Genomic DNA, 24,610 nt, shown 5'->3' on the forward strand with positions numbered 1-24,610 from the left:
CCTCGAGCAACGGAACCTCGGCCGGGAGAGTTTCAGTCCGTTTTGCTGGAATTTGGCATCAGCGCAAAATAAGCACGATTGGCGCTCTGGACCCCCGCGTGAGAGCATCGGCTCCAGACAGTTTTTCCTGTGGAGCCCGCCATGCCCGCCCCTATCCTGGCCTACCTTGCCTCCGCCGTCGCCTTCTTCGCGCTGGACTTCGCCTGGCTCAGCCTCGCCGTGCCGCGCCTATACCGCCCGCTGCTCGGCCCGTTGCTGCGCGACACCCCCAACTTCCCCGTCGCGGCCGCATTCTACCTGGTCTACGTCGTGGGGCTGGTGGTGTTCGCCGTGCTGCCCGCCGCTTCGGCCGGTTCCTGGCTGGTGGCGCTGGGCCTGGGTGCACTGCTCGGCCTTGTCGCCTACGGCACCTATGACTTCACCAACCTCTCGACCGTGCGCGACTGGCCGCTGCTGGTGAGCCTGGTCGACCTTGCCTGGGGAATCAGCGTCAGCGCCATCGCAGCCCTGGCCGGTTATGCGGCGCTGTCCTGGTGGCCCCCTACTGCGTGAACGGTACGCTGGCGGTCAGCACTTCACCCGAATCGTTGAACTCGACCTCGAAATCGACGGTAATGCTGTTGTTGCCTTCGAGATAGATGCGCGAGCCGATGCGCACGTCGCTGCCGGTGCGATCCTTCTGGCGCTCCTTGAGGTCGAAGCTGATCCGGCCGCCGCTCTCGCGCCCGATGGCGAGGCCGGTAAAACCGGCATTGGAGCTCATGGCCGCCTCGTACTGGCGCGCGGCATCATTGTAGGCGATGGTGCCGCTGATCGAGAGCGTGGCGTTGACCAGTGTGCAGCGGCCCGAATAGTTGATCTTGCCCTGGTTGCCGGTGGCTACGGTCAGCCGGCAGCGGAACGGCTCGTTGCGATCGCCACCCACCAGCGCCCCCTCGCCGCGCCAGTTGCCGACATAGGAACCGAGAAGCGCCAGCTCCTGCTCTGCCGCAAAGCTCCCGGCCGGGCCGGTCAGGGCCAGTGGCAAGGCCAGCGCCAGCGCAAAGAGTTTAGATCGCATCGTCATCGGAAGGCCCCTTGCTTGGCGGTGACTCAAAACACTGCTCTTCTCTGCCAGCGCGGCGGTTCCGAAGCCAGTGGAAATCTGACACATCTGTCGCTGTTGTTACGAATTTGATAGCTGCCCTCGGCTACAAGAGCAGCAACGCCCAGAAGGGCACGAGCGGCTTGAACGTCTCAGGATGGAAACGGTTCTGGTGAATACTTCTAACTCTTCGATCATCGATGCGCGGGACGTGACCTATAGCCTCGAGGTTGCCGGAAGGCCGCTCCACATCCTCCGCTCCGTGTCCCTCCAGGTCGCACCCGCCGAAGTTGTCGCCATTGTCGGCCCCTCGGGCAGCGGCAAGACTTCGATGCTGATGCTGCTGGCCGGCCTCGAACGCGCGACCACCGGAGAGATCACCGTCCACAATCATGCCCTGGGGCGCCTGGGCGAGGACGATCTCGCCCGCTTCCGCCGCAAGACCATGGGCATCGTCTTCCAGAGCTTCCACCTCATTCCGTCACTGACGGCGCAGGACAATGTTGGCCTGGCGCTCGAGATCGCCCAGCCCGAGCTCTCCCTGCATGAGGTGCGCGAGCGCGCCGCGGCGGCGCTTGATGCGGTCGGCTTGGGCAAGCGGCTTGACCATCGCCCCTCGGCCCTTTCCGGCGGTGAGCAGCAGCGCGTCGGCCTTGCCCGCGCGATGGTCGCCAATCCGCCGCTCCTGCTCGCCGACGAGCCCACTGGCAATCTCGACCAGGAAACCGGCGCCGTCGTGGTCGAGCTGATGTTCGACCTGGCGCGCCGGCAGAACACCGCCGTCGTGCTGATCACCCACGATCCGCACCTGGCCGAACGCGCCGATCGCGTCTTCACCATGACGGCCGGTGAACTGGTCGAAACCACGGCTGCCCGCTGATGCGCCAGATCCTGGCTGCCATCCGCATTGGCCTCCTCGACATGCGCGGCGACCTGCGCCGCTTCGTGCTGCTGGTCGTCTGCCTTGCCGTCGGCACGGCGCTGATCGCCGGGGTGAACTCGGTCGGCGCCAGCATCAGCCGCGCCATCGAGACCGGCGCTGCCGAACTCATGGGCGGCGATGTCGAGCTCTCGCGCGCCGACCGCGTCGCCACGCCTGAAGAGCTGGCCATCATGGAAAGCTTCGGCCGCGTTGCCGATACGGTTGACACCAATGTCCGCGCCGAGTCCGAAGCCGCCGATGCTTTTGTCGACCTTGCCGCCGTTGGCCCCGCCTATCCCCTCCTGGGCCAGGTCGTGAGCCCGCAGCTGACCGGCAGCACCACCCTCGCCGAACTGCTCGAAATCCGGGAGGAAGTGCCCGGCGCACTGGTCGATCCGCTGCTGCTCGACCAGCTCCAGATTGCCGTGGGCGACACCTTCTCGCTGGGCGGCACGGTATTCGAGGCGCGTGGCACCCTCTCCCGCATTCCCGACACGACCGTGCGCGGCTTCCGCCTTGGCCTCACCGCCCTGGTCAGCACGGAGGGTTTTGGCGTCGTCTCCGACCGCTCCTCGCCCCTGCCGGGCCTGGGCACCTGGTCGCGCTACAAGATCCTCCTTTCCAGCAGCGATGCCGACGCCGCGCGCCTGGCGCTCGATGACGCGCTAGGCAACGGCGGCTGGACCATCCGCTCCGCCCGCGACGCCCTGGGCCAGATGGTGCGCTACTACGACCTCTTCATGCGCTTCCTCGTCATTGTCGGCCTCGGCTCGCTGCTGATCGGCGGCGTCAGCGTCTGGACGGGCATGCAGGCCTATATCGCCGAACGCGCCAGCGTCATCGCGGTCTTGCGCGCCATGGGCGCCGGCCGCCCGCGCATCTTCATCCACTTCTTTGCGCAGGTCGCGGCGCTGGCCGGTGTCGGCGTCGGCGCCGGCCTCCTCCTTGGCGGTGGCGGGGCCTTTCTTGCGCTCCCCTATGTCGGTCGTGCCGTCGGCATCGACCTCGTGCCCACGCTTTACCTCCAGCCGTTGCTGGTCGCTGCTGGCGCCGGCCTGCTCACCGCCTTTGCCTTCGCCTACCTGCCGCTGCAGCAGGCCCAGACCATCCGTCCGGTGCTGCTGTTCCGCTCCAAGGGGCTGTCGGCGCCGCCCGCCGACTGGCGCGCCCTGCTCCTGTCGCCGCAGATCCTGCCGCTCCTCCTGGCCGCCGCGGCCTTCTTTGTCCTCGCCTGGCTGATGACCGGCGACTGGCAACTCGTCGCCGCTTTTGCTGTGGCGAGCGCCGCCGCCGCAGTGGTGTTCGAACTGTTCGTGCGCGCCATTCAGTCCATCCTGCGCCGAATGCCGGAGCCGCGCTTTTCCCTCTTGCGCCACGCTTTGCGCGCCATCTCAGGCTCCGGGCAGAATGCGGCGTCGGTCGTCGTTTCAGCCGGTATGGCCCTCGTCATGCTGATCGTGGTCCTCGTGCTGCAGGCCAATATGCGGCAGGAATTCCTGGGCGCCTCGGCCTTTGACGTGCCGACGCTTGTTGCCTCCGACCTTTTCCCCGACGAGGTCGAATTGCTCGAAACCCTTGCCGCTCCAGGCGGAACGATCGAGCGCTTCGTCTCGACGCCCATGCTGCGCGGCGAGCTCACCGCCATCAACGGCACACCGGTGGCCGAGGTGCGCACCCGCGGGCCGGAGGCGACATTCCTCCTGGCCGGCGAAGTGCCGCTGACCTTCCGCTCCGAAATGCCCTTTTCCTCGCGCCTGACCGCGGGTGAATGGTGGGCGCCCGACTATTCCGGACCCGGCCTCGTGTCGCTCCACCAGAGCCTGCGTTCGGGCCTCGGCGTCGATCTGGGCGACACGCTGACCTTCACCATCTTCGGCGATCCGGTCACCGTCACCGTCGCGAGTTTCCGCGACTATTCCTGGCAAGGCGGCATCGACTTCCTTGCCACCTTTTCCCCGGGCGTGCTGGAAAGCTATCCGACGACGTTGTTTGCCGCCGTCACCGCCCTTCCCGGCCAGGAAGAAGCGGTGGAACGCCAGCTGGCGCAGGACCTTCCCGATATCCGCTTCATCGCCATCGGCGATACGCTCAAGCAAATCACCGATGCCCTGGCGCAACTCTCCTTCGCTTCGGCGCTGATCGGCGGCCTGGCCGTGGGCAACGGCCTCTTGGTGCTGATCGGCAGCCTCGCCACTGGCCGCCGCCAGCGCGAGGCCGATGCAGTGATCACCAAGGTGCTTGGCGCGACGCGGCTGAACCTTCTGGGCACCGCCTTCACGCAATTCCTGATCCTGGCCGCGCTTGCCGCTATTCCGGCGACGCTCCTGGGCATCGGGCTCGGCTTTGTGGTCAGCATGGTGATGCTCAACGTCGATTTCGTCCTCAACACGGACGTCCTCCTTGTGGTGCTTGTCGCCGCATTGGTGATCACCGGCCTCCTTGGCAGCATGACCATCCTGCGCGCTGCCTCGGCCCGCCCGGCCCGCCTCCTGCGCGATTTGTGATCGCCGCCGCGGCGCAAAGCCTGTGACTTGCCGCCACCAGGCTGGCCCGAATCGGGCCGCCTGGTGCTAACAGTCACCCGCCACAGGGCTTTGGAGAACCGATGAAGGTAGCAATCGACATGGGCGTCAGCACGGGCGCCGCGCCCGCGATGCTCGATCTCGAAGAGCTCCTCGCCACCCGCCTCCTGGTGCAGGGCAATTCCGGCTCCGGCAAGTCGCACCTCCTGCGCCGCCTCCTCGAGCAATCCGCGCCCTGGGTGCAGCAATGCATTGTCGATCCGGAGGGCGATTTCACCACCCTGGCCGACAAGTTCGGCCACACCGTCGTCGATGCCACCCGCACCGAGGCCGAACTCACCCGTATCGCTGCGCGCGTGCGCCAGCACCGCGTCTCGGTCGTGCTCAATCTGGAAGGTCTCGACGTCGAGCAGCAGATGCGGGCCGCCGCGGCTTTTCTGGGTGGCATGTTCGATGCCGACCGCGATTTTTGGTATCCGGTGCTGGTCGTCGTCGACGAAGCCCAGCTCTTTGCCCCAGCCGCAGCCGGCGAAGTTTCGGACGAAGCGCGCAAGCTTTCGCTCGGGGCGATGACCAACCTCATGTGCCGCGGCCGCAAGCGGGGTCTGGCCGGTGTAATCGCCACCCAGCGCCTGGCCAAGCTCGCCAAGAACGTTGCGGCCGAAGCCTCCAACTTCCTGATGGGCCGCACCTTCCTCGATATCGACATGGCCCGTGCCGCCGATCTCCTCGGCATGGAAAAGCGGCAGGCCGAACAGTTCCGCGACCTCGCCCGCGGCCACTTCGTGGCCCTGGGCCCCGCCATCTCCCGTCGCCCGCTACCGGTGACCATCGGTCCGGTCGAAACCTCGGCCCGCTCCACCAGCCCCAAGCTCGTCCCCTTCGAAGCGCCGGTCGATGCGGCAGACCTGATCTTTACCGCCGATCCCGAGGAACAGCTTCGTCCGGTCGTGCGCCGTCCGCCGCCGCCACCGCCGCCATCGACCAACGAGCTGCTGGCGCAGCTGACCCGCGCCCGCCCGCAGGTTGAGGAAGCGCCGCAGACGCTGTTTCCGGAAATCGATGAGGCGGAGCGCGACGCGCAGATCGACGCCATCATGGCCGAACTCCTGGGCGACCCCGATGCCAGCTTCCGCACAGTAGCCGTCCTTTACCAGGATTTCCTGGTCCGCTGCCGTATCCGCCGCGTCCAGGGTGAACCGCCGGCGCTGCCCGCTTTCAAGCGCAAGCTCGCCGTTGCGCGCGTGGCGCCTGATGCCGAGATCGCCCAGTCCGACGGCTGGCAGCAGGCCCTGGCACTAAGCGAAACCCTGACCGACGATGTGCAGGGCGTGTTCCTGGTGCTGGCCCAGGCCGCACTGTCAGGCGCCCCCTGCCCCTCCGACGTCACCCTGGCCCGCCTCTACGGCACCCATTCCGCCAGCCGCGCCCGGCGCCTCCTCACCTGGTTCGAGGAGCGCGGACTACTGGTGGTCCGCCTCGACTTCCGCCAGAACCGGGTCGTGGCCTTCCCTGACCTGGGCGTAGAAACGGCTCCAGGCGACCCGAACGGACCCGATGTCGTGGCCGAAATCCAGGGCGCGGCCGAGTAGGCTAAAACAGTTGTCAGCGCACCAAGTACCGCGTGCAACCACGGCGTTAAATCACGTTGCACAACCACGGCGTCATCCCCGCGCAGGCGGGGATCCATTCTTCCTGCCGTCCGCATCAAAGAGTGGATTCCCGCTTCCGCGGGAATGACGCTGTGGCCGGGGCAATCGCCTCCCAACCACATCCCCGCGCAAATTACCCCACAAACTCCACCCTGAAGGAATACCGCCCGCTTGCACCCGGTCCCAGAACCTCGCCATAGGGCCGCTCCTCGATTGCGTCGCTGCCGCCGGCCACTGCGGCCATGCCGTGCCACGGCTCAAGGCAGATGAAGGGCGCCTCCCCTTTGGTCCAGAGGGCAAGGTTGGGCAGGTTTTGCCACGTCATGCGAATGGCCTTGTCGCCCGCTTGGTACCGCAGGCCCGCCCCGGCGCCTTCCGGAAACACCAGTGCATCATCGGCAAACAGCGCGTGATCCAGCACCAGCACACCCTCTTCGAACGGCGACGGCTGCATCTCCCGCTCGATCAGCCCACCCGACAGCGTTGCCCGTACCGGCTCACCGCCATTGTCCAGCACCACCTGGTGCGGTTGGCCGTCGGCGCCTGGCATGGGCCAGAGGAAGGCCGGGTGGAAGCCGATTCCGAACGGCATGGGCCGGCTGTCGCGATTGGTGACCTCCGCCGTCACCGTGACGCTGCGGCCTTCGAGCCGATGCTCCAGCACCAGTTCGAAATCGAAAGGGTAGATCATGAGGCTCGTTGGTCCTGCGATCAGCCGGAAGCGGCAGAAGTCGCCGCCATTTTCCATCAGCTCGAATTCGCTACGCCGCGCGAAGCCGTGCTGCGCGATCGGGTGGCGTTCGCCATCGACGCTGATATGGTCACCCGGCGCCCGCCCCACGATGGGGAAAAGGATCGGCGAGCGGCCGGCCCAGAATGTGCCGTCGCCATGCCAGAGCCAGGACTGCCCGTCGCTGGTCACCACCGACTGCATCTCCGAACCCAGCGAGGACACTTCCACCGTCAGGTCGTCGTTGCTGATTTGCGTAATCGCCATGCCTGCCCCCAAATACATTCCTGTCTGCGCATGGCAGGACGCCATTGCCTTGTCCAGACTTGCCGCCGCGCGGCAGCGGCTGAACGTTGCAACAATGCAGTCGTTGCGCCAAAAGCAGCCAATGTCCCTGCCGCCCCTTCCCATCGACGACGCCCTGCCCGCGCTCCAGGCGGCCCTTGCCGCCGGTTCCTATGCCGTGCTGGTGGCGCCACCCGGCGCCGGAAAGACGACCCGGGTGCCCCTTGCACTGCTCGATGCCTCCTGGCGCGGCGACGGCCGCATCGTCATGCTGGAACCCCGCCGCATTGCCGCCCGGGCCGCTGCAGGACAGATGGCCCGGCTCCTGGGCGAAGAGGTCGGCGGGACGGTCGGCTATCGCGTCCGCATGGATGCCCGCGTCTCCGCCCGCACCCGCATCGAGATCGTCACCGAAGGCGTATTCACCCGCATGCTGCTGGACGATCCGGAACTCACTGGGATTGCCGCCGTCCTCTTCGACGAGTTCCACGAACGAAGCCTCGACGGCGACCTGGGGCTTGCCCTTGCGCTCGACGCCGCCGCGCTCCGCCCCGATCTGCGGGTGCTTGTGATGTCCGCCACTATCGATGGCGCCCGCGTTGCCCGGCTATTGGGCGACGCGCCGGTCATCGAGTCGCGGGGCCGCGCCTTTCCGGTGGAGACCCTCTATCGCGAACCCGATCCGCGCGGGCGCCTCGAGGACCAGGTCACCACCGCCGTTCTCGCCGCCCTGCGCGAGCACGAGGGGTCAGCCCTCGTCTTCCTGCCCGGTCAGGGCGAGATCACCCGCACCGCCGAACGCCTCGCCACCCGCCTGCCGCCCAACGCCGATCTCGCCCCGCTCTATGGCCAGCTCTCCCCCGCCGAGCAGGACCGCGCCATCCGCCCCGCCGAAGGGGTACGCCGCAAGGTCGTGCTCGCCACCTCCATTGCCGAAACCTCGCTGACCATTGAGGGCGTGCGCATCGTCGTCGACTCCGGCTTCCGCCGCGTTCCCGTCTATGAACCGGGCACGGGCCTTACTACACTTGCCACCACCCGCGTGTCCCGCGCCGGCGCCGACCAGCGCCGCGGCCGTGCCGGCCGCACCATGCCGGGCGTCGCCATTCGCCTCTGGAACGAGGGCCAGACCGCCGCCCTCGCCCCCTTCGACACGCCCGAAATCCTGGCGGCCGATCTGGCAGGCCTGGCGCTCGACCTCGCCGCCTGGGGCGTCACTGACCCGGCCACTCTCCCCTTCCTCGACCCGCCGCCCGCGCCCGCCTGGCGCGAAGCCATCGCCCTTCTCCAGTCACTCGATGCCCTCGACGCCGCCGGGCGGCTGACTGCCGAAGGCAAAGCCCTTGCCCGCCTGCCCCTTCATCCGCGCCTCGCGCACATGGTGCACGCTGCGGCAGCAGAGGGCGACGCGGAAACGGCGGCGGAACTGGCTGTGCTCCTCGGCGAACGGGGCCTCGGCGGCGACAGCACCGACCTTGCCCAGCGGCTCGACCGCTTTCGCACCGACCGCTCCCGCCGCGCCGAGGACGCGCGCCAACTGGCGCGCCGCTGGGGCAGGCTCGTCGGCTCCAGCGCAGGCTCACAAGCCCTCTCCGCCGGCTATCATCTGGCCCGCGCCTATCCAGATCGCGTGGCCCAGGCTGCCGGCGGGCGCGGCAGGTTCCGCCTCGCCAATGGCCGCCAGGCCGCGCTCGATGAAACCGATGCCCTCGCCGCCGCGCCGTTCCTCGTGGTCACCGACATGACCGGCGCCGCCGCCGCGAGCCGCATCCGCGCTGCCGCAGCGCTCGACCGCGATGAGCTGGAAACGCTGTTCGGGGCAAAGATCGTCAGCGAAACCAGCCTCCTCTTCGACGAGCCTTCGGGCAGCGTCCGCGCCCGCCGCATGCGCCGCCTCGGTGCCCTTCGCCTTGCCGACGAACCGGCCTCCATCGACGATCCCGATGCGGCAGCCCTGCTGCTGGCCGAAGCTGCCGTCCGTGGGGGCCTGAATCAACTCCCCTGGAGCCGCGAGCAGCAGGCCTGGCTATCCCGCGCCAATTTCCTCCACCGGACGCTGGGCGGATCCTGGCCCGATCTTTCCACCGAGGCGCTCGCCGCCTCCGCCGCCGACTGGCTGGCGCCAGCGCTGTTCGGGCTGACCCGTCTCGCCGATATCGGGGCCGACCACCTGCGCCTCGCGCTCGACCAGCTGCTGCCCTATGCCCAGCGGCAGGAGATCGAGAGGCTCCTGCCCAGCCACTTCACCGCCCCCACTGGCAACAGCGTCCCCATCGACTACCAGGCCGAGGGCGGACCCGGCATCGCCATCCGCGTGCAGGAGCTGTTCGGCCTCACCCGCCACCCCAGCATCGCCAATGGCCGCATTCCCCTGGTGCTGTCGCTCCTCTCCCCCGCGCAGCGCCCGATCCAGATCACCCGCGACCTGCCCGGCTTCTGGGCCGGCTCCTGGGCCGATGTCGCTAAGGATCTCAAGGGCCGCTACCCGCGCCATCCCTGGCCCGACGATCCCGCCAGGGCCGCGCCCACCGCACGGGCAAAGCCACGCGGCACCTAGCAAGGAAAAAGCCCCGGATCCCTCCGGGGCTTTCGTTTATTCGGCGGGGGTGAAGTTCAGCGCCACCCCGTTGATGCAGTAGCGCAGGCCCGTGGGCGGCGGACCGTCGGGGAAGACGTGCCCCATATGGCTGCCGCAGGTCGCACAGTGGCATTCGGTGCGCACCATGCCATAGCTGCGGTCGGTGGTGGTCTCGAGCGCACCGGGCAGCGGGTCGTTGAAGCTCGGCCAGCCCGTGCCGCTCTCGAATTTCAGCGTCGATTCGAACAGCGGCGTGCCGCAGCCGGCGCAGGAGAAGGTGCCCGCGCGCTTCTCATAAAGCAGCGCACAGCTGCCCGGCCGCTCGGTGCCGTGATTGCGCATCACCTGATACTGTTCCGGCGTCAGCATGGCGCGCCATTCCGCATCGGTTCGCGTTACCTTGTAAGCATGGCTGTCCATATCTGCTCCTTCCGGGCACCGTCTCAAATTCCGGCGCCCCAACTAAAGTCGTCTCGCCCGATCATTCGCATATCATATAGGTTCGGTTACACTCCGCCCATAGGCCCGCCCGGGCCCTCATGCAGATACCATCATGACCATTGTCGCTTCCATCGAAGAGCTCGAGGCCCTCTATCTGCCCGCTCCCGGCCCCGCCTCCACCGAAAAGGTTGCCCCTCGCCTGACGCCGCAATATCGGCGGCTGGTCGAGGCCAGCCCCTTCGTGGCGCTGGCAACGGTCGGGCCCGAGGGCATCGACTGCTCGCCGCGTGGCGACAGGCCCGGCTTTGTCCGTGTTCACGACGACAAGACGCTGATGATGCCAGACCGCCGTGGCAACAACCGCATCGATTCGCTGCGCAACATCGTGCGCGATCCCCGCTGCGCGTTCCTCTTCCTGCTGCCCGGCAGCGGCACGACCTTCCGGGCCAATGGCCGCGCCCATCTCACCATCGATCCGGCCCTGCTGGAAAGCTTCGCCGTCGAGGACAAGGCACCGCGCTCGGTCATCGTGCTCGACATCGAGGAAGTCTATTTCCAGTGCGCCCGCGCCATCGTGCGCAGCGAACTCTGGAATCCGGCGCGGCACATCGATCCGTCAACCCTGCCTACGCCCGGCGAGATGCTGGCCGCCATGACCGACGACGCGGTGGGCGGCGAAGCCTATGACCGGGCCTGGCCGGAACGGGCGAAACAGACGATGTGGTGAGGCACCTTTCCCCTCGCAGGGCGTTTAACCTTGCCACGGAGGATCCCTCATGACCGACAAAACGTCCACCGGCCCCAATGACCGCCCGCGCAACGACACCATCGCCCAGACCGGCGCCGGCCTGCCCGACGACACGGGCGATCCCATCGCCGTCAGCGACGAGGAAGTCGAACGCGTCCGCCAGAAGCTGACCGGCTCAACCGCCCGCGAAGAGCTCAAGCGCGAAGTGAAGGAAGACATCGAACTCCCGCTCAAGGGGTCGGCCTAAGCAACTGCCCGCAATTGGCGCTGGCCGCGAAGCGGCCTCTTCAGGTCAGGACGAGTCGAAACCGGTGGCTCTTCAAGCACCGGAGCGGAGCGTACTGACGTACGTGAGCACCGGAGCGCAGAAGAACGCCGGGTGCAGACCGTCATCACCTGAAGAAGAGTGGTGGGAGTAACAAGGATTGAACTTGTGACCCTTCGCGTGTGAAGCGAATGCTCTCCCGCTGAGCTATACTCCCATCGCCAGAGGCGAAAGTATTCTAGAGAGATGGTGGGCGTAACAAGGATCGAACTTGTGACCCCCTCGATGTCAACGAGGTGCTCTCCCGCTGAGCTATACGCCCATCTCTCCGGGAAGGAAAAGCGCTAAGCCGTTCCAGTGGCGCGGATAGACCACAAAACCGCTTCCATGGTCAAGGCCGAAAATCCATCGCGCCGACCGCTGTGGGAAACTCTTTGCGGTGAGTCGGATGACGTCGATTTTAAGACCGGAGCGGAGCGTACATCAGTACGTGAGCACCGGAAGCACAGAAAGCCGCGGCAGGCGACCGCCGCAACGAGTTTCCCTAGGCGGCCAGCAGCCGCTCGACTTCATTGACCAGGTCCTTGAGGTGGAACGGCTTGCTCAGCACCGATGCATCCTTTGGCGCGTCGCTGTCGGGGTTGAGCGCCACGGCGGCAAAGCCGGTGATGAACATCACCTTGAGGTCCGGATCGAGTTCGGTGGCGCGGCGGGCCAGTTCGATCCCATCCATTTCCGGCATCACGATATCGCTCAACAGCAGCGAAAACGGCTCCTCGCGCAGCCGCTCATAGGCCGAAAGGCCATTGTCGAAGGAAACGACCTCGTAGCCGGCATTCTTGAGCGCGCGCGTTAAGAACGAACGCATGTCGTTGTCATCTTCCGCAAGGAGGATTCGTTTCATTGGGTTCTCCGGCCATCAAGGGCGCAGCACGATCGTTGCGCAGCATGCGCGCCAGTGAATCGCATCTTATCGCTCGATGTTTAAGCGAAGTTTGCCTATTCGCAAAATCACGCGCCAAAAACCCGCTGATCACAGCCAATTGCCGGCCTTTCCACGTGCTTGGCTGGACAAGACGGCGGTAACGGGCGAGACTGGCTCAACAAATCACCGGGCAGCGTCAGGCGCCAAGCCCTTTCTGGAGGCAGCGTGCGGTCCGACTATTGGGATCAGCCAGCATTCGAAACCATCCGGCCGCGCCGGCTGGTGGCACCGCTGGTGTTCAACTCACCCCATTCCGGCCGCGTCTATCCGGACCGTTTCCTCGCCATGACACGGCTGGATCACCTATCGATCCGCCAGTCGGAAGATGCCTGGGTCGATGAACTCTTTGCCCGAGCGCCCCATCTCGGCGCGCCCATGCTGCGCGCCCACTTCCCCCGCGCCTATCTCGACGTCAACCGCGAGCCCTGGGAACTCGACCCGGCCATGTTCGTAGAGCCGCTGTCGGACCGGTTCAACACCACCTCGCCCCGCGTCGCCGCCGGGCTCGGCACGCTGGCGCGCGTCGTGGCCGAAAACAAGCCCATCTATAAGGAGCGCCTGACGCTCGAGGATGCGCGCATGCGCATCGAGGGGATTTACCACCCCTATCATGCGGCCCTCCAGGCCCTGCTGGGCGAGGCGGTTACTGCCTTTGGCGTCGCCCTCCTGATCGACTGCCATTCCATGCCGCGCATCGCCCGCGCCAATGACAAGGTGCCGCCAGATATCGTCCTGGGCGATCGCTATGGCACGACCTGCGCGCCGGCCTTGATCGACCTGGTCGAGACCGTATTCACCAGCGCCGGCCTGCGCGTCGCCCGCAACCGGCCCTATGCCGGCGGCTTCACCACCCGCGCCTATGGCCGTCCGCAGCACGGCGTTCACGCCCTGCAGATCGAGATCAGCCGCCACCTCTATATGAACGAAGTGACGCTGGCCAAGAACGACAACTTCGATGCCGTCCGCGGCCTGGTCGACCGGCTGATCTTTGCCCTGATCAATCTCGATCCGGCCACCGTCGCCGGCACCCCGCTCCCGTCGGCCGACAGGCTGGCTGCGGAATAACCCTGCCCCCGTAGCCGCGCTACCAACCTCAACCTTCAGGCCTCACCATGCTCGACCTGGCTCAAATCGAAGCGACCCTTCTTGCCGCCTCCGAGGCTGCCGCGGCCCATACCCTCCCCCTCTTCCGCACCACGCTGGGCATCGACAACAAGCTCGAGACCGGCTTTGACCCGGTGACGGAGGCCGATCGCGGCGCCGAAACCGTGATCCGCGCCGTGATCGGCGAACGTTTTCCCGACCATGCGATCATCGGCGAGGAATGGGGCAGCCAGGGCGACAGCGAATATAGCTGGATCATCGATCCGGTTGACGGCACCCGCGCCTTCATCTCCGGCGCACCAGTCTGGGGCACGCTGATCGGCTTTGCCCATCGCGGCACGGCCATTGCCGGGCTCATGAGCCAGCCCTTTATTGGCGAAACCTTTCTGGCCGTACCTGGCCGCTCCACCTATCGTCGCGGCGCCACCACCATCCCCAACCGCACCAGCGGACAAACCGAACTGGCGCCCTCCCGCGTCTTCACCACGACGCCGGCGCTGTTCCGCACGCCCGAGCTTCTTCGCAAGTGGCAGGCGATGGAAGCCGCGACGCGCCTGCAGCGCTTCGGCATGGACTGCTATGGCTATGCCTTGCTGGCGGCCGGGCATGCCGATCTGGTGATCGAGCCCTTCCTCAATACCTATGATATCGCAGCCCTGGTGCCGATCATCCGCGAAGCAGGCGGCGCCATTTCCTGCTGGGACGGCAGCGAACCCACCGGCGGCGGCGATGTCGTAGCCGCTGCGACGCCACAACTGCTGGAGAAGGCGCTGGCTCTGATCAACGCCGCGTAGTGTTCAGCCGGCTTTAGGCCGACTGCTCGGTGATGAATGCGTCGAACGCTGCCAGCACCTGGCCGCGGATCGGATCGGTTTCCATGAAGAGTTCATGCCGCGCTCCGGCAATCACCACATGCCGACCGTTGCGCATGCGCAGGCCCAGCTGTTCGATGGCGCTGGTCGAAACCACTTCGTCGCGCGCGCCCGCCAGCATCAGCACCGGGATCTTGATGCGCGTGGGGAACATTTCCTCGGCGGCCTCGGCCATGGCGGCAAAGGCCGACGCTGCCCAGCGGATGGTGGGGGCGCCGATTTCGAGCGTGGGCCGTTCCCGCACCACGTCCACGGTGCGCATATAGCGCACGAGGTCGCCCGTGAGCGGGTTGTTGACAAAGCTCGTTTCGCCCAGCGGCTTGTCCTGCCGCCGCCCCACCGGCATCCGCCCCATGCCCAGAAAACTCAAGGCCTCGGTGAGCCTGGCCATGCCGCGCATGCTCAGCGGCTGCCGGTCCAGCGCCAGCATCGGCGCCGAAAGAAAGATGCGCTCGAACATCATCCGGTCGTTGATGCCGGCAAAGATAGAGGCCAGCCCGCCCATCGAATGGCCCACCAGATAAAAGGGCGGCGGGCAATCGGGCAGCAGGATCTCGCCGTGAAAGCTGCGGAGGTCACACCAGTAGTCTTCGAACCGGTCGACATAGCCAAGCTTTGGGCTGCCAATCAGCCGGTCCGAGCCTCCCTGTCCGCGCCAGTCGAAGGTCGCGACGGAAAAGCCGCGCCGGCGGAAGTCGGCAATGGTCTCGAAATACTTCTCGATGAATTCGGTGCGCCCCTGCACGAGGCAGATGGTGCCGCGATGTGCGCCCTCCGACTTGGGCCAGAGGGCATAGCGCAGCCGGACATTGTCCTGCGTCTTGAAATAGCCGACGCGGCCGCCCTCCGGCATCGGGTTCGACGCGATGTTGACGAGGTCAGGTCCGTGGGGATCGACGGCGTTCATGAAGGGGTCTCTCGTGCTGGCCCCGCTCTTTAACCAGAGCCGGCCCAAAAGGAAAACCGGCATCTGCTTTCACAGATGCCGGCTCCCTTGCGACGGTCCATGCGGGGGGCGGTGATGGACCGTTTGTGCAACGAGGACCTGCTCGCCACGCTTGCCGTTCTAGCCTCCCGACCCTGAACTTGAGCGGACCGCATCATTCATTTCCAGTTCATATTTTCCCTCTTGAACAGCGAAAAACCCCTCCCATATCTCACTCGTTCGCCGGTTCTTCCGGGAACCCCGACCTCGGAAACAGCCGCTTGCCTAATGCTGGGAGCGCCAGACGAGACCACCGGGACATCCACGTTGCTTTACGGAGAATGTGACTATGCAGACCTTTGATTTTTCCCCCTTCTACCGTTCCACCGTCGGCTTTGACCGCGTCTTCAACCGCCTCGACACCCTGGTCGGGCAGGAAGCCAAGACCTACCCGCCCTACAATATCGAGCGCACCGGCGAGGACGCCTACCGCATCTCGATCGCCGTCGCCGGCTTCAGCAATGGCGACATCGCCATCGAGACCAAGGAAAACAGCCTGGTGGTCAAGGGTGCCAAGCCCGCCGACTCCGCTGACAAGAGCCGTGAATTCCTCCATCGCGGCATTGCCGAGCGCGCCTTCGAGCTCCGCTTCCAGCTCGCCGACTATGTCGAGGTTCAGGGTGCCACGCTCGAAAACGGCCTGCTCCATCTGGAACTGAAGCGCGAACTGCCCGAAAGCAAGAAGCCGCGCACTATCCAGATCGGCACCGCCAACACCCAGCAGACCATCGAGGATCAGTCGGTCAACTAATCCGACCCCTTTGTGGAATACCCGAGGCGCAGTCATCCGGCTGCGCCTTTTTTCTGCGTGCCCCGCGCTTTCCAGCGCATTGCCTATAGGAACGGGTACTTCCGCTGCTTCACGCTTTGAATCTGCGTGGTTCAGGCGCATCTCCGCTCCCACAGCGGGACAATTCCCCTACGCTTTCCTATAGCTTTGTCGGCGAAGTCCTATTTTTTGTGCCCAAACTGTGTCGACGCCGCTTGCTCCCAGTTTGGAATTATGCAAATGTGAATTTGTTAGGGCAGCACGACTGTCCTACCTGACGCGTCGCCCGGCTCTCCGCCGCAAGCGCGCACGCTGGTCCGGCTGGCCCGCTATGCCATTAGCGGAAACGGACAGGCGGAGCTAACATAGCTCGAATTCGAGTGGCCATTTGGATGCAGCGCCACTCCCCACGCATGGACGAGATTGCTCATTCGAGCCGTACCCTGTAGTACGACCCGCCTGAACAACGCGCCACCAGAGGACTGGAGCATCCAACCCGCCGCCACCGGCACCATCAGGATGCACACGACATAGCGAACCAAGCCCGGCAACGGGTGCGATCAACAAGCGAGGACAAAGACATGGCACACGAGCAGAACGGCGACATCATCCCGGTCGGCACCAAAGCCACTCCCCGCACCCTGATCCGCGATGGCCGCCGCCTCATCTCTGGCCGCCCCGAGGCGCAGGGTCTTTATGATCCCGCCAACGAGCACGATGCCTGCGGCATCGGCATGATCGCCAACATCAAGAACAAGCCCAGCCACGAAGTGGTCGAAAAGGGTCTCGAAATCCTCGAGAACCTCGAACACCGCGGTGCCGTGGGCGCCGACCCGCTGATGGGCGACGGCGCCGGCATCCTGGTGCAGACCCCGCACGGCTTTTTCAGCAAGGTCATGCCTTTCCCCTTGCCGGAAAAGCATCACTACGCCGTGGCGATGATCTTTTATCCCAACGACGCCGCCTTGCGTGACCGCTGCGCCGACGCCGTCCGCGCCTGCCTCAGCAGCGAAGGCCTCACGCTCCTGGGCGAACGCGTCGTCCCCACTGACAACTCGCCCCTGAGCGACGGCGTTATCGCCACCCAGCCCATCATCGAGCAGATGGTGATCGCGCGTCCTGCCGGCCTGTCGCTCGACGAATTCGAGCGCAAGCTCCTGATCGTGCGCAAGGTGATATCGAACACCGTCTATGCCCAGGTTCCCGAGAGCAACACCGACAACGGCTTCTATGTCGTCTCCATGTCGGCACGCACCCTTGTTTACAAGGGCATGTTCCTGGCCGCCCAGCTCAAGGCCTTCTATCCCGACCTGTCGGACGAAAGCTTCGAGTCGGCCATCGCCCTGGTGCATCAGCGCTTCTCGACCAACACCTTCCCCTCCTGGAAGCTGGCGCACCCCTACCGCATGACCACCCACAATGGTGAAATCAACACCATCCGGGGCAACGTCAACTGGATGGCCGCCCGCCAGGCTTCGGTCTCCTCGCCCCTGTTCGGCGACGATATCACCAAGATCTGGCCGATCTCCTACGAGGGCCAGTCCGACACCGCCTGCTTCGACAACGCACTCGAATTCCTGGTGCGTGGCGGCTATTCGCTGCCCCATGCGGCCATGATGCTGATCCCCGAAGCCTGGGCTGGCAATCCGCTGATGGATGAGACGCGCCGCGCCTTCTACCAGTACCACGCAGCGCTGATGGAGCCATGGGACGGCCCCGCCGCCATGTCGCTTTCGGACGGCCGCTATGTCGTGGCAACGCTGGACCGCAACGGCCTCAGACCCGCGCGCTACCTCGTCACCAAGGAAGGCCACGTCGTCCTCGCCTCGGAATCGGGCGTGCTCGATATCCCGGACGAAGACATCGTCGAACGCTGGCGCCTCCAGCCGGGTCGCATGCTGCTGCTCGACCTCGAAGAAGGCCGCATCATCTCGGACGACGAGATCAAGCGCACGCTCGCCACCAAGAACCCCTATGCCGAGTGGCTCGCCCGCTCGCAGATTGTGCTAGAGGACCTGCCCGAAACCGAGCCCAAGGCACCCCTGACCTCCGAGTCGCTGCTCGATCGCATGCAGGCCTTTGGCTATACGCAGGAAGACATCAAGCTCCTGATGGCGCCCATGGCCACCACCGGCCAGGAAGCCGTCGGCTCGATGGGCACCGACACGCCGCTGTCTGCCCTCAGCAACAAGAGCAAGCTGCTCTATACCTATTTCAAGCAGAACTTCGCCCAGGTCACCAACCCGCCGATCGACCCGATCCGCGAGGAATCGGTGATGTCGCTCGTCTCCTTCATCGGCCCGCGCCCCAACATCTTCGACCTCGAGGGCGTCAGCAAGGAAAAGCGCCTGGAAGTGCGTCAGCCCATTCTCACCAACGAGGATCTCGAAAAGATCCGCGCCATTGGTGACATGGAAGACAACCAGTTCAAGACCAAGACCATCGACATCACCTACCCGGCCGATACGGGCGCGGCGGGCATGGAAGCGGCCATCGAGGCGATCTGCGTCGAGGCCGAGGCCGCCATTGCCGGCGAATACAACATCATCATCCTCTCCGACCGGCTGGTCGCTGCCGACCGCGTTGCCATCCCGGCGCTGCTGGCGACGGCTGCCGTCCATCACCACCTGATCCGCAAGGGCCTGCGCACCTCCTCGGGCCTCGTGGTCGAGACCGGCGAAGCGCGCGAAATGCACCACTTCGCCATGCTGGCCGGCTATGGCGCCGAAGCCATCAATCCCTACCTGGCATTCGAGGCCCTGGCGGCTCTCCATGCCGAAGGCGAGTTCCCGCCCGAGGTGGATGCCAACGAGGTGGTCTACCGCTACATTAAGTCGGTGGGTAAGGGCCTGCTCAAGGTTATGAGCAAGATGGGCATCTCGACCTATCAGAGCTATTGCGGCGCCCAGATCTTCGACGCCGTCGGCCTTCATAGCGATTTCGTCAAGCGCTTCTTCTTTGGCACCGCCACCACGATCGAAGGCGTCGGCCTCGACGAAGTGGCCGAGGAAACCGTGCGCCGCCACCGCGACGCTTTCGGCGACGACATCGTCCTGCGCAAGGCGCTCGATATCGGCGGTGAGTATGCCTACCGCATCCGCGGCGAAAAGCATGCCTGGTCGCCCGATGTCGTGGCCGACCTCCAGCACGCCGTTCGCACCAAGGAAGACAGCCCCGAAACCGCGCAGGATCGCTACAACAGCTTTGCCGCCCGCGTGAACTCGGGCGAGAACGGCTACTTGGCCATCCGCAACCTCCTCGAGATCAAGCCGCTCGGCGAAGCCGTGCCGCTCGAGGAAGTTGAGCCGGCGGCCGAAATCGTCAAGCGTTTCGTCACCGGCGCCATGAGCTTTGGCTCGATCTCGCGCGAGGCGCACACGACGCTGGCCATCGCCATGAACCGCATCGGCGGCAAGAGCAATACCGGTGAAGGCGGCGAAGAGCCCGATCGCTATCGTCCCCTGCCCGATGGCTCGCGCAACCCGCTGCGCTCGGCCATCAAGCAGGTTGCGTCCGGCCGCTTCGGCGTCACCACCGAATACCTGGTCAATTCCGACCAGATCCAGATCAAGGTCGCGCAGGGCGCCAAGCCCGGCGAAGGCGGCCAGTTGCCTGGTCACAAGGTGGACTGGGTCGTCGCCAAGACCCGTCACTCGACGCCGGGCGTGGGCCTCATCTCCCCGCCGCCGCATCACGACATCTATTCCATCGAAGATCTGGCCCAGCTGATCTACGACCTCAAGAACGTCAACGAGCAGGCCGATATCTCGGTCAAGCTGGTGTCCGAAGTCGGTGTCGGCACGGTTGCGGCCGGCGTCGCCAAGGCACGCGCCGATCACATCACCGTTTCCGGCTATGATGGCGGCACCGGCGCTTCGCCACTGACATCGCTCAAGCATGCCGGCGGCCCGTGGGAAATCGGCCTCGCCGAAACCCACCAGACCCTGGTGCTCAACCGCCTGCGCTCGCGTGTCGTCCTGCAGGTCGATGGCGGCCTCAAGACCGGCCGCGACGTCCTGATCGGTGCCCTGCTCGGTGCCGACGAGTTCGGCTTCTCGACCGCGCCATTGATCGCAGCCGGCTGCATCATGATGCGCAAGTGCCATCTCAATACCTGCCCGGTTGGCGTCGCCACCCAGGACCCGGTGCTGCGCAAGCGCTTCAAGGGCACGCCCGAGCACGTCATCAACTACTTCTTCTTTATCGCCGAAGAACTACGCGGCCTGATGGCGGGCATGGGTGCCCGGACGCTCCAGGAACTCACCGGCCGCTCGGACCTGCTCGACCAGCGCAAGATGGTCGACTACTGGAAGAGCGAGGGCGTCGACTTCTCCAAGCTCATCTACAAGCCCGAGCCGATCGGCGGCGACACGCTCTACCACTCTGAGGCGCAGGACCATCACCTCGAAGCCGTGCTCGATCGCAAGCTGATCGAACTGGCCCAGCCAGCGCTCGACAACGGCACGCCCGTGCAGATCGAACTGCCGATCCGCTCGCGCGACCGCTCGGCCGGCGCCATGCTCTCGGGTGCCCTCGCTAAGAAGTACGGTCACGAAGGCCTGCCCGAGGACACGATCTCGATCCGCCTCAACGGCACGGCCGGCCAGGCCTTCGGCGCCTTCCTTGCAAAGGGCATCTCGATCGACATGGTGGGCGACGCCAACGACTATGTCGGCAAGGGCCTCTCGGGCGGCCGCATCGTCGTCCGTCCGTCCGACAAGGTCAGCTTCGAGCCTTCGAAGTCCATCATCGTCGGCAACACCGTGCTCTATGGCGCCATTGCCGGTGAGTGCTACTTCCGCGGCATCGCCGGCGAACGCTTCGCGGTCCGCAATTCCGGTGCCATCGCCGTTGTCGAGGGCACCGGTGACCATGGCTGCGAATACATGACCGGCGGCGTCGTCGTCGTCATCGGACCGACCGGCCGCAACTTCGCGGCCGGCATGTCGGGCGGCGTGGCCTATGTGCTCGACGAAGACGAAACCTTCCGCGAACGCTGCAACCTCGCAATGGTCGATCTCGAACCGGTCGCCGAGGAAGAGGCGCTCATGCAGAAGCTCCACCACCATGGTGGCGACCTCGAATGGCATGGCCGCGTCGACATTTCCGGCGACATGACCAAGCACGACGACGAGCGTCTCCATCAGCTCATCAGCAACCACCTCCATTACACCGGCTCGGATCGCGCCAAGTACATTCTCGACCACTGGGTCGAGATGCGGCCCAAGTTCGTCAAGGTGATGCCGGTCGAATATCGCCGCGCCATCAAGGAAATGGAAAAGAAACGCGCCGGCGGCGCCACGGTGATGGCGGCGGAATGATGGCCAGGCTAAAGACCGGCGGCTCCATCGCCTCCCTCCCCCTTGCGGGGAGGGACCGAGGGTGGGGGTCGTTCTGTGGTTCGCTGACGGACCCCCACCCCCACCCCTCCCCTCAAGGGGGAGGGGAGCCGGCGCGCGGCGGCCTCCTGACGAGGAATGAACCATGACCTTCCAGCTCTATGGCAATCTCGGCTCCGGCAACGTCCTCAAAGTGAAATACCTCGCCGACGCGCTCGGCCTGCCCTTCACCTTGCACGAAATCGCCTCGCGCTCCGGCGCGACGCAGACGCCCGAATTCCTCAAGCTCAACCCTGCCGGGCAGATGCCCGTCGTGGTGCTGGAGGATGGCCGTCCGCTGGCACAGTCGAACGCCATCCTGCGCTACTTCGCGCAGGGCACCCGGTTCCTGCCCAATAATCGCTACGAGGCGGCCAAGGTGGACGAGTGGCTGTTCTGGGAACAGTATTCGCATGAACCGACCGTAGCCGTGGCTCGCGCGCGGGTCGTCTATGACGGCCAGAAGGTCAGCGAACTCGATCCATCCCTGGTCGCCCGCGCCAACAAGGCGCTCGACCTGATGGAAGGGGCCCTTGCCGGCCGCAGCTTCTTGGTGGGCGACAGCCTGACCATCGCCGACATTGCGCTTCTGGCCTATACGCGCCAGGCGCCGCAGGCCGGCTTTGACCTCTCCACGCGCCCGGCGATCCTCCAGTGGATCGCGGGTTGCGAAAACGAACTCGGACTACCTGCCCACACGGCAGAGAACAGGGGAATTGGCCATGGGTAAAGTTACCGGCTTTCTCGAAATCGAACGCGAAGAGCCCCGCTACGAGCCGGCCTCCGACCGCATCCGCCATTTTGGCGAGTTCACCATTCCCATGTCAGAAGGGCGCATCGTCGACCAGGCGGCGCGCTGCATGGATTGCGGCATTCCCTTCTGCCATGGCGATACCGGCTGCCCGGTGCACAATCAGATCCCGGACTGGAACGACCTCGTCTACAACAATGACTGGGAAGAGGCGGCGCGCAACCTCCACTCCACCAACAACTTCCCCGAATTCACCGGCCGCATCTGCCCCGCGCCCTGCGAGGAGGCCTGCACGCTGAACCTCGAGGACGTGCCGGTCGCCATCAAGACCATTGAACAGGCCATTGCCGACCGCGCCATCCGCTCCGGATGGACCAAGCCGCAGATCAACCCCAACAAGACCGGCAGGTCGGTGGGCATCGTCGGCTCCGGCCCGGCCGGCATGGCCGCGGCCCAGCAGCTGGCCCGTGCCGGCCATGAGGTCCATGTCTATGAGCGCGAGCCCAAGGCCGGCGGCCTGATGCGCTATGGCATTCCCGACTTCAAGATGGAAAAGGACCATATCGACTTCCGCGTCGGGCAGATGGAAGCCGAGGGCGTCACCTTCCACTATGGCGAAAACATCGGCGTCTCGCGTCCGTTGTCCGATCTTCAGGCCTGGCACGATGCCGTGCTCCTCTGCGGCGGCTCGGAAAAGCCGCGCGACGTCGAGTCCGAGGGCACCCACCTCAATGGCGTTCACTTTGCCATGCCGTTCCTCGTGCAGCAGAACCGCCGCATCGGTGGCGAGGATGTCTCGGACCAGGTCCAGCTGACCGCCGCCGGCAAGCATGTGGTGGTCGTGGGCGGCGGTGATACCGCGTCGGACTGCGTCGGCACCTCGTTCCGCCAGGGCGCCATCGCCGTGACCCAGCTCGACGTCCGCCCCATGCCGCCCGAGCTTGAGAACAAGCTGACCAACTGGCCCAACTGGGCGGTCAAGATGCGCACCTCCTCCTCGCAGGCCGAAGGCGCCATCCGCGAATTCGCGGCCGGCACGATGAAGATCATCGGCAATGCCAAGGGCGAAGTGACCGGCGTCGAATGCGCCCGCGTCGACCGCAAGCGCCAGCCCATCCCAGGCACCGAATTCGTCATCAAGGCGGACCTGGTGCTGCTCGCCATCGGCTTCGCCCACCCCATCCACGAGGGCATGCTGACCGAGCTGGGTGCCCAGCTCGACAAGCGCGGCAATCTCTTTGCCGATACCTTGAGCTACAAGACCACCGTCCCCAAGGTCTACGCCGCCGGCGACATGCGCCGCGGCCAGTCCCTGGTTGTCTGGGCCATCCGCGAAGGCCGCCAAGCCGCCCGCTCGATCGACTTCGACCTCATGGGCAAGACCGATTTGCCGCGGTAGGCACCCCCACCCACCCTTCCCCTTAAGGGGGAGGAGCCGATCCAGTATGCGGCAAACTCCTTTGGCTGAGCCAGCGCCTCCTCCCCCTCCAGGGGGAGGATAGCGCAGCTAGGCCGCAGGCCGTAGCGAAGCTGAGGTGGGGGTAACCCCTACTCCACGAAAATGCCCGCCTCGATCGCCGCTTCCATGAACGCCATCCAGGCCGGCTCGGGCGCCGCGCCCTCCATGGCCGACAGGCAGGTGTCGCTGGCAATCTTGTGCTTGTCGTCGCGCTCCACCGGCCACTCCATCAGGAGGATGTTGCGCGCCTGCGCCGGCGTGCTGACCACCACCGCCTCGCCGTTGAGCTTGATGGTGATGGGTCTCTCCCAGGCGTGGATCGTGTCGAGCATCGCGAAATCTTTCTGCAGTTGGCGCTCTCCAACGATGCCCACCCTGCCCAGTTCCGCCGGCGTGCACAAACTGCTAACAGATCGACAGCATTTCGCGCACGTATCGCGCTCCGGAAGCACTCATGTCCAAGCCCTATGTCGTCGATGAACTGATCTCCGCCAAGGCCATCGCCGCCCGCGTCGAAGCCCTCGCCAAGGAGATTTCCAGCCACTACGCCGACACCGACAAGCTCGTCGTGGTCGGTCTCCTGCGTGGTTCCTTCATCTTCATCGCCGACCTCGTCCGCGAACTAGACCTGCCGGTCGAAGTCGATTTCCTCGAAGCCTCCTCCTATGGCAATGCCATGGAATCCTCCCGGGAAGTGCGCATTCTCAAAGACTTGCGCGGCGAGATCGCTAACCGCGACGTGCTTGTCGTTGAGGACATTGTCGACACCGGCTACACGCTCAAGCACGTGCTCGAGATCCTCGAAACCCGCCACCCCCGCCGCATGGAAGTCTGCGCCCTGCTCAACAAGCCATCGCGCCGCGAGACCGACGTCAAGGCCCGCTGGGTCGGTTTCGACATCCCCGACGAGTTCGTCGTGGGCTACGGCATCGACTACGCCCAGCGCAACCGCAACCTCCCCCACATCGGCGCCGTCCGGTTTACCGAATAGCCCGTTCCTGCTATACCGGTGCCACCGTCTGCAGTTCACCGAGGCGTCGCCGTCCCTTAGGGGAAGCTAAACCTGCCATGGCACTGGAC

At 65.5% G+C, this 24,610-nt stretch carries 20 protein-coding genes and 2 tRNA genes; 14 read left to right on the top strand and 8 right to left on the bottom strand.

Translation table 11 applies throughout. The annotated features are described in order from the left end of the window. Positions 1-141 precede the first annotated feature (141 nt). Entirely contained in the window at positions 142-552 is a 411-nt protein-coding gene (locus tag VIL88_RS05450) for a DUF2177 family protein (protein WP_331986776.1), read from the top strand. Here VIL88_RS05450 and VIL88_RS05455 read toward each other — a convergent pair. Further along, positions 542-1,066, bottom strand: a complete 525-nt coding sequence (locus VIL88_RS05455; RefSeq protein WP_331986778.1) for a heme-binding beta-barrel domain-containing protein — start codon at positions 1,064-1,066, stop codon at positions 542-544. The genes VIL88_RS05450 and VIL88_RS05455 overlap by 11 nt on opposite strands. 190 nt (positions 1,067-1,256) lie before the next feature. Between VIL88_RS05455 and VIL88_RS05460 the strand changes: the two genes are divergently transcribed. The 3 genes from VIL88_RS05460 to VIL88_RS05470 all read left to right on the top strand — a co-directional run bounded on the left by VIL88_RS05460 (position 1,257) and on the right by VIL88_RS05470 (position 6,120). Further along, entirely contained in the window at positions 1,257-1,964 is a 708-nt protein-coding gene (locus tag VIL88_RS05460; protein WP_331986779.1) for an ABC transporter ATP-binding protein, read from the top strand. Continuing rightward, positions 1,964-4,510 carry an ABC transporter permease gene (locus tag VIL88_RS05465; protein WP_331986780.1) on the top strand — a complete coding sequence of 849 codons (2,547 nt, stop codon included), beginning with the start codon at positions 1,964-1,966 and terminating at the stop codon, positions 4,508-4,510. Before VIL88_RS05460 ends, VIL88_RS05465 begins: the two co-directional genes overlap by 1 nt. A gap of 101 nt (positions 4,511-4,611) precedes the next feature. Next, positions 4,612-6,120, top strand: coding sequence for an ATP-binding protein (locus tag VIL88_RS05470; RefSeq protein ID WP_331986782.1), 1,509 nt, complete (start codon positions 4,612-4,614; stop codon positions 6,118-6,120). Between the two features lie 193 nt (positions 6,121-6,313). Here the strand turns inward: VIL88_RS05470 and VIL88_RS05475 are convergent, their stop codons facing one another. Beyond that, positions 6,314-7,177 carry an aldose 1-epimerase family protein gene (locus VIL88_RS05475; protein ID WP_331986783.1) on the bottom strand — a complete coding sequence of 288 codons (864 nt, stop codon included), beginning with the start codon at positions 7,175-7,177 and terminating at the stop codon, positions 6,314-6,316. Positions 7,178-7,298: 121 nt separating this feature from the next. Between VIL88_RS05475 and hrpB the strand changes: the two genes are divergently transcribed. Next, positions 7,299-9,752 carry an ATP-dependent helicase HrpB gene (gene hrpB / locus VIL88_RS05480; RefSeq protein ID WP_331986785.1) on the top strand — a complete coding sequence of 818 codons (2,454 nt, stop codon included), beginning with the start codon at positions 7,299-7,301 and terminating at the stop codon, positions 9,750-9,752. Between the two features lie 36 nt (positions 9,753-9,788). Here hrpB and msrB read toward each other — a convergent pair whose 3' ends face one another. Further along, on the bottom strand, positions 9,789-10,193 hold the full coding sequence (gene msrB / locus VIL88_RS05485) for a peptide-methionine (R)-S-oxide reductase MsrB (RefSeq protein ID WP_331986786.1): 405 nt from the start codon (positions 10,191-10,193) through the stop codon (positions 9,789-9,791). A gap of 133 nt (positions 10,194-10,326) precedes the next feature. Here msrB and VIL88_RS05490 point away from each other — a divergent pair, with 133 nt between their 5' ends. Next, positions 10,327-10,941: a pyridoxamine 5'-phosphate oxidase family protein gene (locus tag VIL88_RS05490; RefSeq protein ID WP_331986787.1), complete on the top strand. Its 615-nt coding sequence runs from the start codon at positions 10,327-10,329 to the stop codon at positions 10,939-10,941. Between the two features lie 49 nt (positions 10,942-10,990). Continuing rightward, entirely contained in the window at positions 10,991-11,209 is a 219-nt protein-coding gene (locus VIL88_RS05495; protein WP_331986789.1) for a hypothetical protein, read from the top strand. A gap of 160 nt (positions 11,210-11,369) precedes the next feature. On the opposite strand, the gene VIL88_RS05500 is transcribed toward VIL88_RS05495, so the two are convergent. The 3 genes from VIL88_RS05500 to cpdR form a co-directional block, all read right to left on the bottom strand. Then, positions 11,370-11,444, bottom strand: a tRNA-Val gene (locus VIL88_RS05500). A gap of 30 nt (positions 11,445-11,474) precedes the next feature. Continuing rightward, a tRNA-Val gene (locus tag VIL88_RS05505) sits at positions 11,475-11,549 on the bottom strand. Positions 11,550-11,771: 222 nt separating this feature from the next. After that, entirely contained in the window at positions 11,772-12,131 is a 360-nt protein-coding gene (gene cpdR / locus VIL88_RS05510) for a cell cycle two-component system response regulator CpdR (protein ID WP_046139960.1), read from the bottom strand. A gap of 246 nt (positions 12,132-12,377) precedes the next feature. On the opposite strand from cpdR, the gene VIL88_RS05515 reads away from it, so the two are divergent. Next, positions 12,378-13,277 carry an N-formylglutamate amidohydrolase gene (locus tag VIL88_RS05515; RefSeq protein ID WP_331986792.1) on the top strand — a complete coding sequence of 300 codons (900 nt, stop codon included), beginning with the start codon at positions 12,378-12,380 and terminating at the stop codon, positions 13,275-13,277. A gap of 47 nt (positions 13,278-13,324) precedes the next feature. Continuing rightward, complete coding sequence (locus tag VIL88_RS05520) at positions 13,325-14,110, top strand: inositol monophosphatase family protein (RefSeq protein ID WP_331986793.1); 786 nt, start codon at positions 13,325-13,327, stop codon at positions 14,108-14,110. 13 nt (positions 14,111-14,123) lie between these two features. Here VIL88_RS05520 and VIL88_RS05525 read toward each other — a convergent pair whose 3' ends face one another. Beyond that, positions 14,124-15,095, bottom strand: coding sequence for an alpha/beta hydrolase (locus VIL88_RS05525; protein WP_331986794.1), 972 nt, complete (start codon positions 15,093-15,095; stop codon positions 14,124-14,126). A gap of 367 nt (positions 15,096-15,462) precedes the next feature. Between VIL88_RS05525 and VIL88_RS05530 the strand changes: the two genes are divergently transcribed. The 4 genes from VIL88_RS05530 (at position 15,463) to VIL88_RS05545 (ending at position 23,470) form a co-directional block, all read left to right on the top strand. After that, entirely contained in the window at positions 15,463-15,924 is a 462-nt protein-coding gene (locus tag VIL88_RS05530) for an Hsp20 family protein (protein ID WP_331986795.1), read from the top strand. Positions 15,925-16,523: 599 nt separating this feature from the next. Continuing rightward, positions 16,524-21,263, top strand: a complete 4,740-nt coding sequence (gltB, locus tag VIL88_RS05535; RefSeq protein ID WP_414650111.1) for a glutamate synthase large subunit — start codon at positions 16,524-16,526, stop codon at positions 21,261-21,263. Positions 21,264-21,426: 163 nt separating this feature from the next. Next, positions 21,427-22,050 carry a glutathione S-transferase family protein gene (locus VIL88_RS05540; RefSeq protein WP_331986797.1) on the top strand — a complete coding sequence of 208 codons (624 nt, stop codon included), beginning with the start codon at positions 21,427-21,429 and terminating at the stop codon, positions 22,048-22,050. Next, the gene (locus VIL88_RS05545; RefSeq protein ID WP_331986798.1) at positions 22,043-23,470 is read left to right on the top strand and encodes a glutamate synthase subunit beta; all 1,428 of its coding nucleotides are present in this window, start codon (positions 22,043-22,045) and stop codon (positions 23,468-23,470) included. The genes VIL88_RS05540 and VIL88_RS05545 overlap by 8 nt, the downstream gene beginning before the upstream one ends. A gap of 149 nt (positions 23,471-23,619) precedes the next feature. Here the strand turns inward: VIL88_RS05545 and VIL88_RS05550 are convergent, their stop codons facing one another. Next, positions 23,620-23,862, bottom strand: a complete 243-nt coding sequence (locus VIL88_RS05550; protein WP_331986800.1) for a DUF982 domain-containing protein — start codon at positions 23,860-23,862, stop codon at positions 23,620-23,622. 122 nt (positions 23,863-23,984) lie between these two features. Here VIL88_RS05550 and hpt point away from each other — a divergent pair, with 122 nt between their 5' ends. Then, positions 23,985-24,521, top strand: coding sequence for a hypoxanthine phosphoribosyltransferase (hpt, locus tag VIL88_RS05555; protein ID WP_331986801.1), 537 nt, complete (start codon positions 23,985-23,987; stop codon positions 24,519-24,521). Positions 24,522-24,610 lie beyond the last annotated feature (89 nt).

This window comes from Devosia sp., assembly GCF_036563435.1.
Taxonomy (GTDB): Bacteria; Pseudomonadota; Alphaproteobacteria; order Rhizobiales; family Devosiaceae; genus Devosia.

Bases quoted from the DNA above. Each gene is read 5' to 3' on its own strand.
- VIL88_RS05450 (WP_331986776.1), top strand. From the start codon at position 142: ATGCCCGCCCCTATCCTGGCCTACCTTGCCTCCGCCGTCGCCTTCTTC.
- VIL88_RS05455 (WP_331986778.1), bottom strand. From the start codon at position 1,066: ATGACGATGCGATCTAAACTCTTTGCGCTGGCGCTGGCCTTGCCACTG.
- VIL88_RS05465 (WP_331986780.1), top strand. From the start codon at position 1,964: ATGCGCCAGATCCTGGCTGCCATCCGCATTGGCCTCCTCGACATGCGC.
- VIL88_RS05470 (WP_331986782.1), top strand. From the start codon at position 4,612: ATGAAGGTAGCAATCGACATGGGCGTCAGCACGGGCGCCGCGCCCGCG.
- VIL88_RS05475 (WP_331986783.1), bottom strand. From the start codon at position 7,177: ATGGCGATTACGCAAATCAGCAACGACGACCTGACGGTGGAAGTGTCC.
- hrpB (WP_331986785.1), top strand. From the start codon at position 7,299: ATGTCCCTGCCGCCCCTTCCCATCGACGACGCCCTGCCCGCGCTCCAG.
- msrB (WP_331986786.1), bottom strand. From the start codon at position 10,193: ATGGACAGCCATGCTTACAAGGTAACGCGAACCGATGCGGAATGGCGC.
- VIL88_RS05490 (WP_331986787.1), top strand. From the start codon at position 10,327: ATGACCATTGTCGCTTCCATCGAAGAGCTCGAGGCCCTCTATCTGCCC.
- VIL88_RS05495 (WP_331986789.1), top strand. From the start codon at position 10,991: ATGACCGACAAAACGTCCACCGGCCCCAATGACCGCCCGCGCAACGAC.
- cpdR (WP_046139960.1), bottom strand. From the start codon at position 12,131: ATGAAACGAATCCTCCTTGCGGAAGATGACAACGACATGCGTTCGTTC.
- VIL88_RS05520 (WP_331986793.1), top strand. From the start codon at position 13,325: ATGCTCGACCTGGCTCAAATCGAAGCGACCCTTCTTGCCGCCTCCGAG.
- VIL88_RS05525 (WP_331986794.1), bottom strand. From the start codon at position 15,095: ATGAACGCCGTCGATCCCCACGGACCTGACCTCGTCAACATCGCGTCG.
- VIL88_RS05530 (WP_331986795.1), top strand. From the start codon at position 15,463: ATGCAGACCTTTGATTTTTCCCCCTTCTACCGTTCCACCGTCGGCTTT.
- gltB (WP_414650111.1), top strand. From the start codon at position 16,524: ATGGCACACGAGCAGAACGGCGACATCATCCCGGTCGGCACCAAAGCC.
- VIL88_RS05540 (WP_331986797.1), top strand. From the start codon at position 21,427: ATGACCTTCCAGCTCTATGGCAATCTCGGCTCCGGCAACGTCCTCAAA.
- VIL88_RS05545 (WP_331986798.1), top strand. From the start codon at position 22,043: ATGGGTAAAGTTACCGGCTTTCTCGAAATCGAACGCGAAGAGCCCCGC.
- VIL88_RS05550 (WP_331986800.1), bottom strand. From the start codon at position 23,862: ATGCTCGACACGATCCACGCCTGGGAGAGACCCATCACCATCAAGCTC.
- hpt (WP_331986801.1), top strand. From the start codon at position 23,985: ATGTCCAAGCCCTATGTCGTCGATGAACTGATCTCCGCCAAGGCCATC.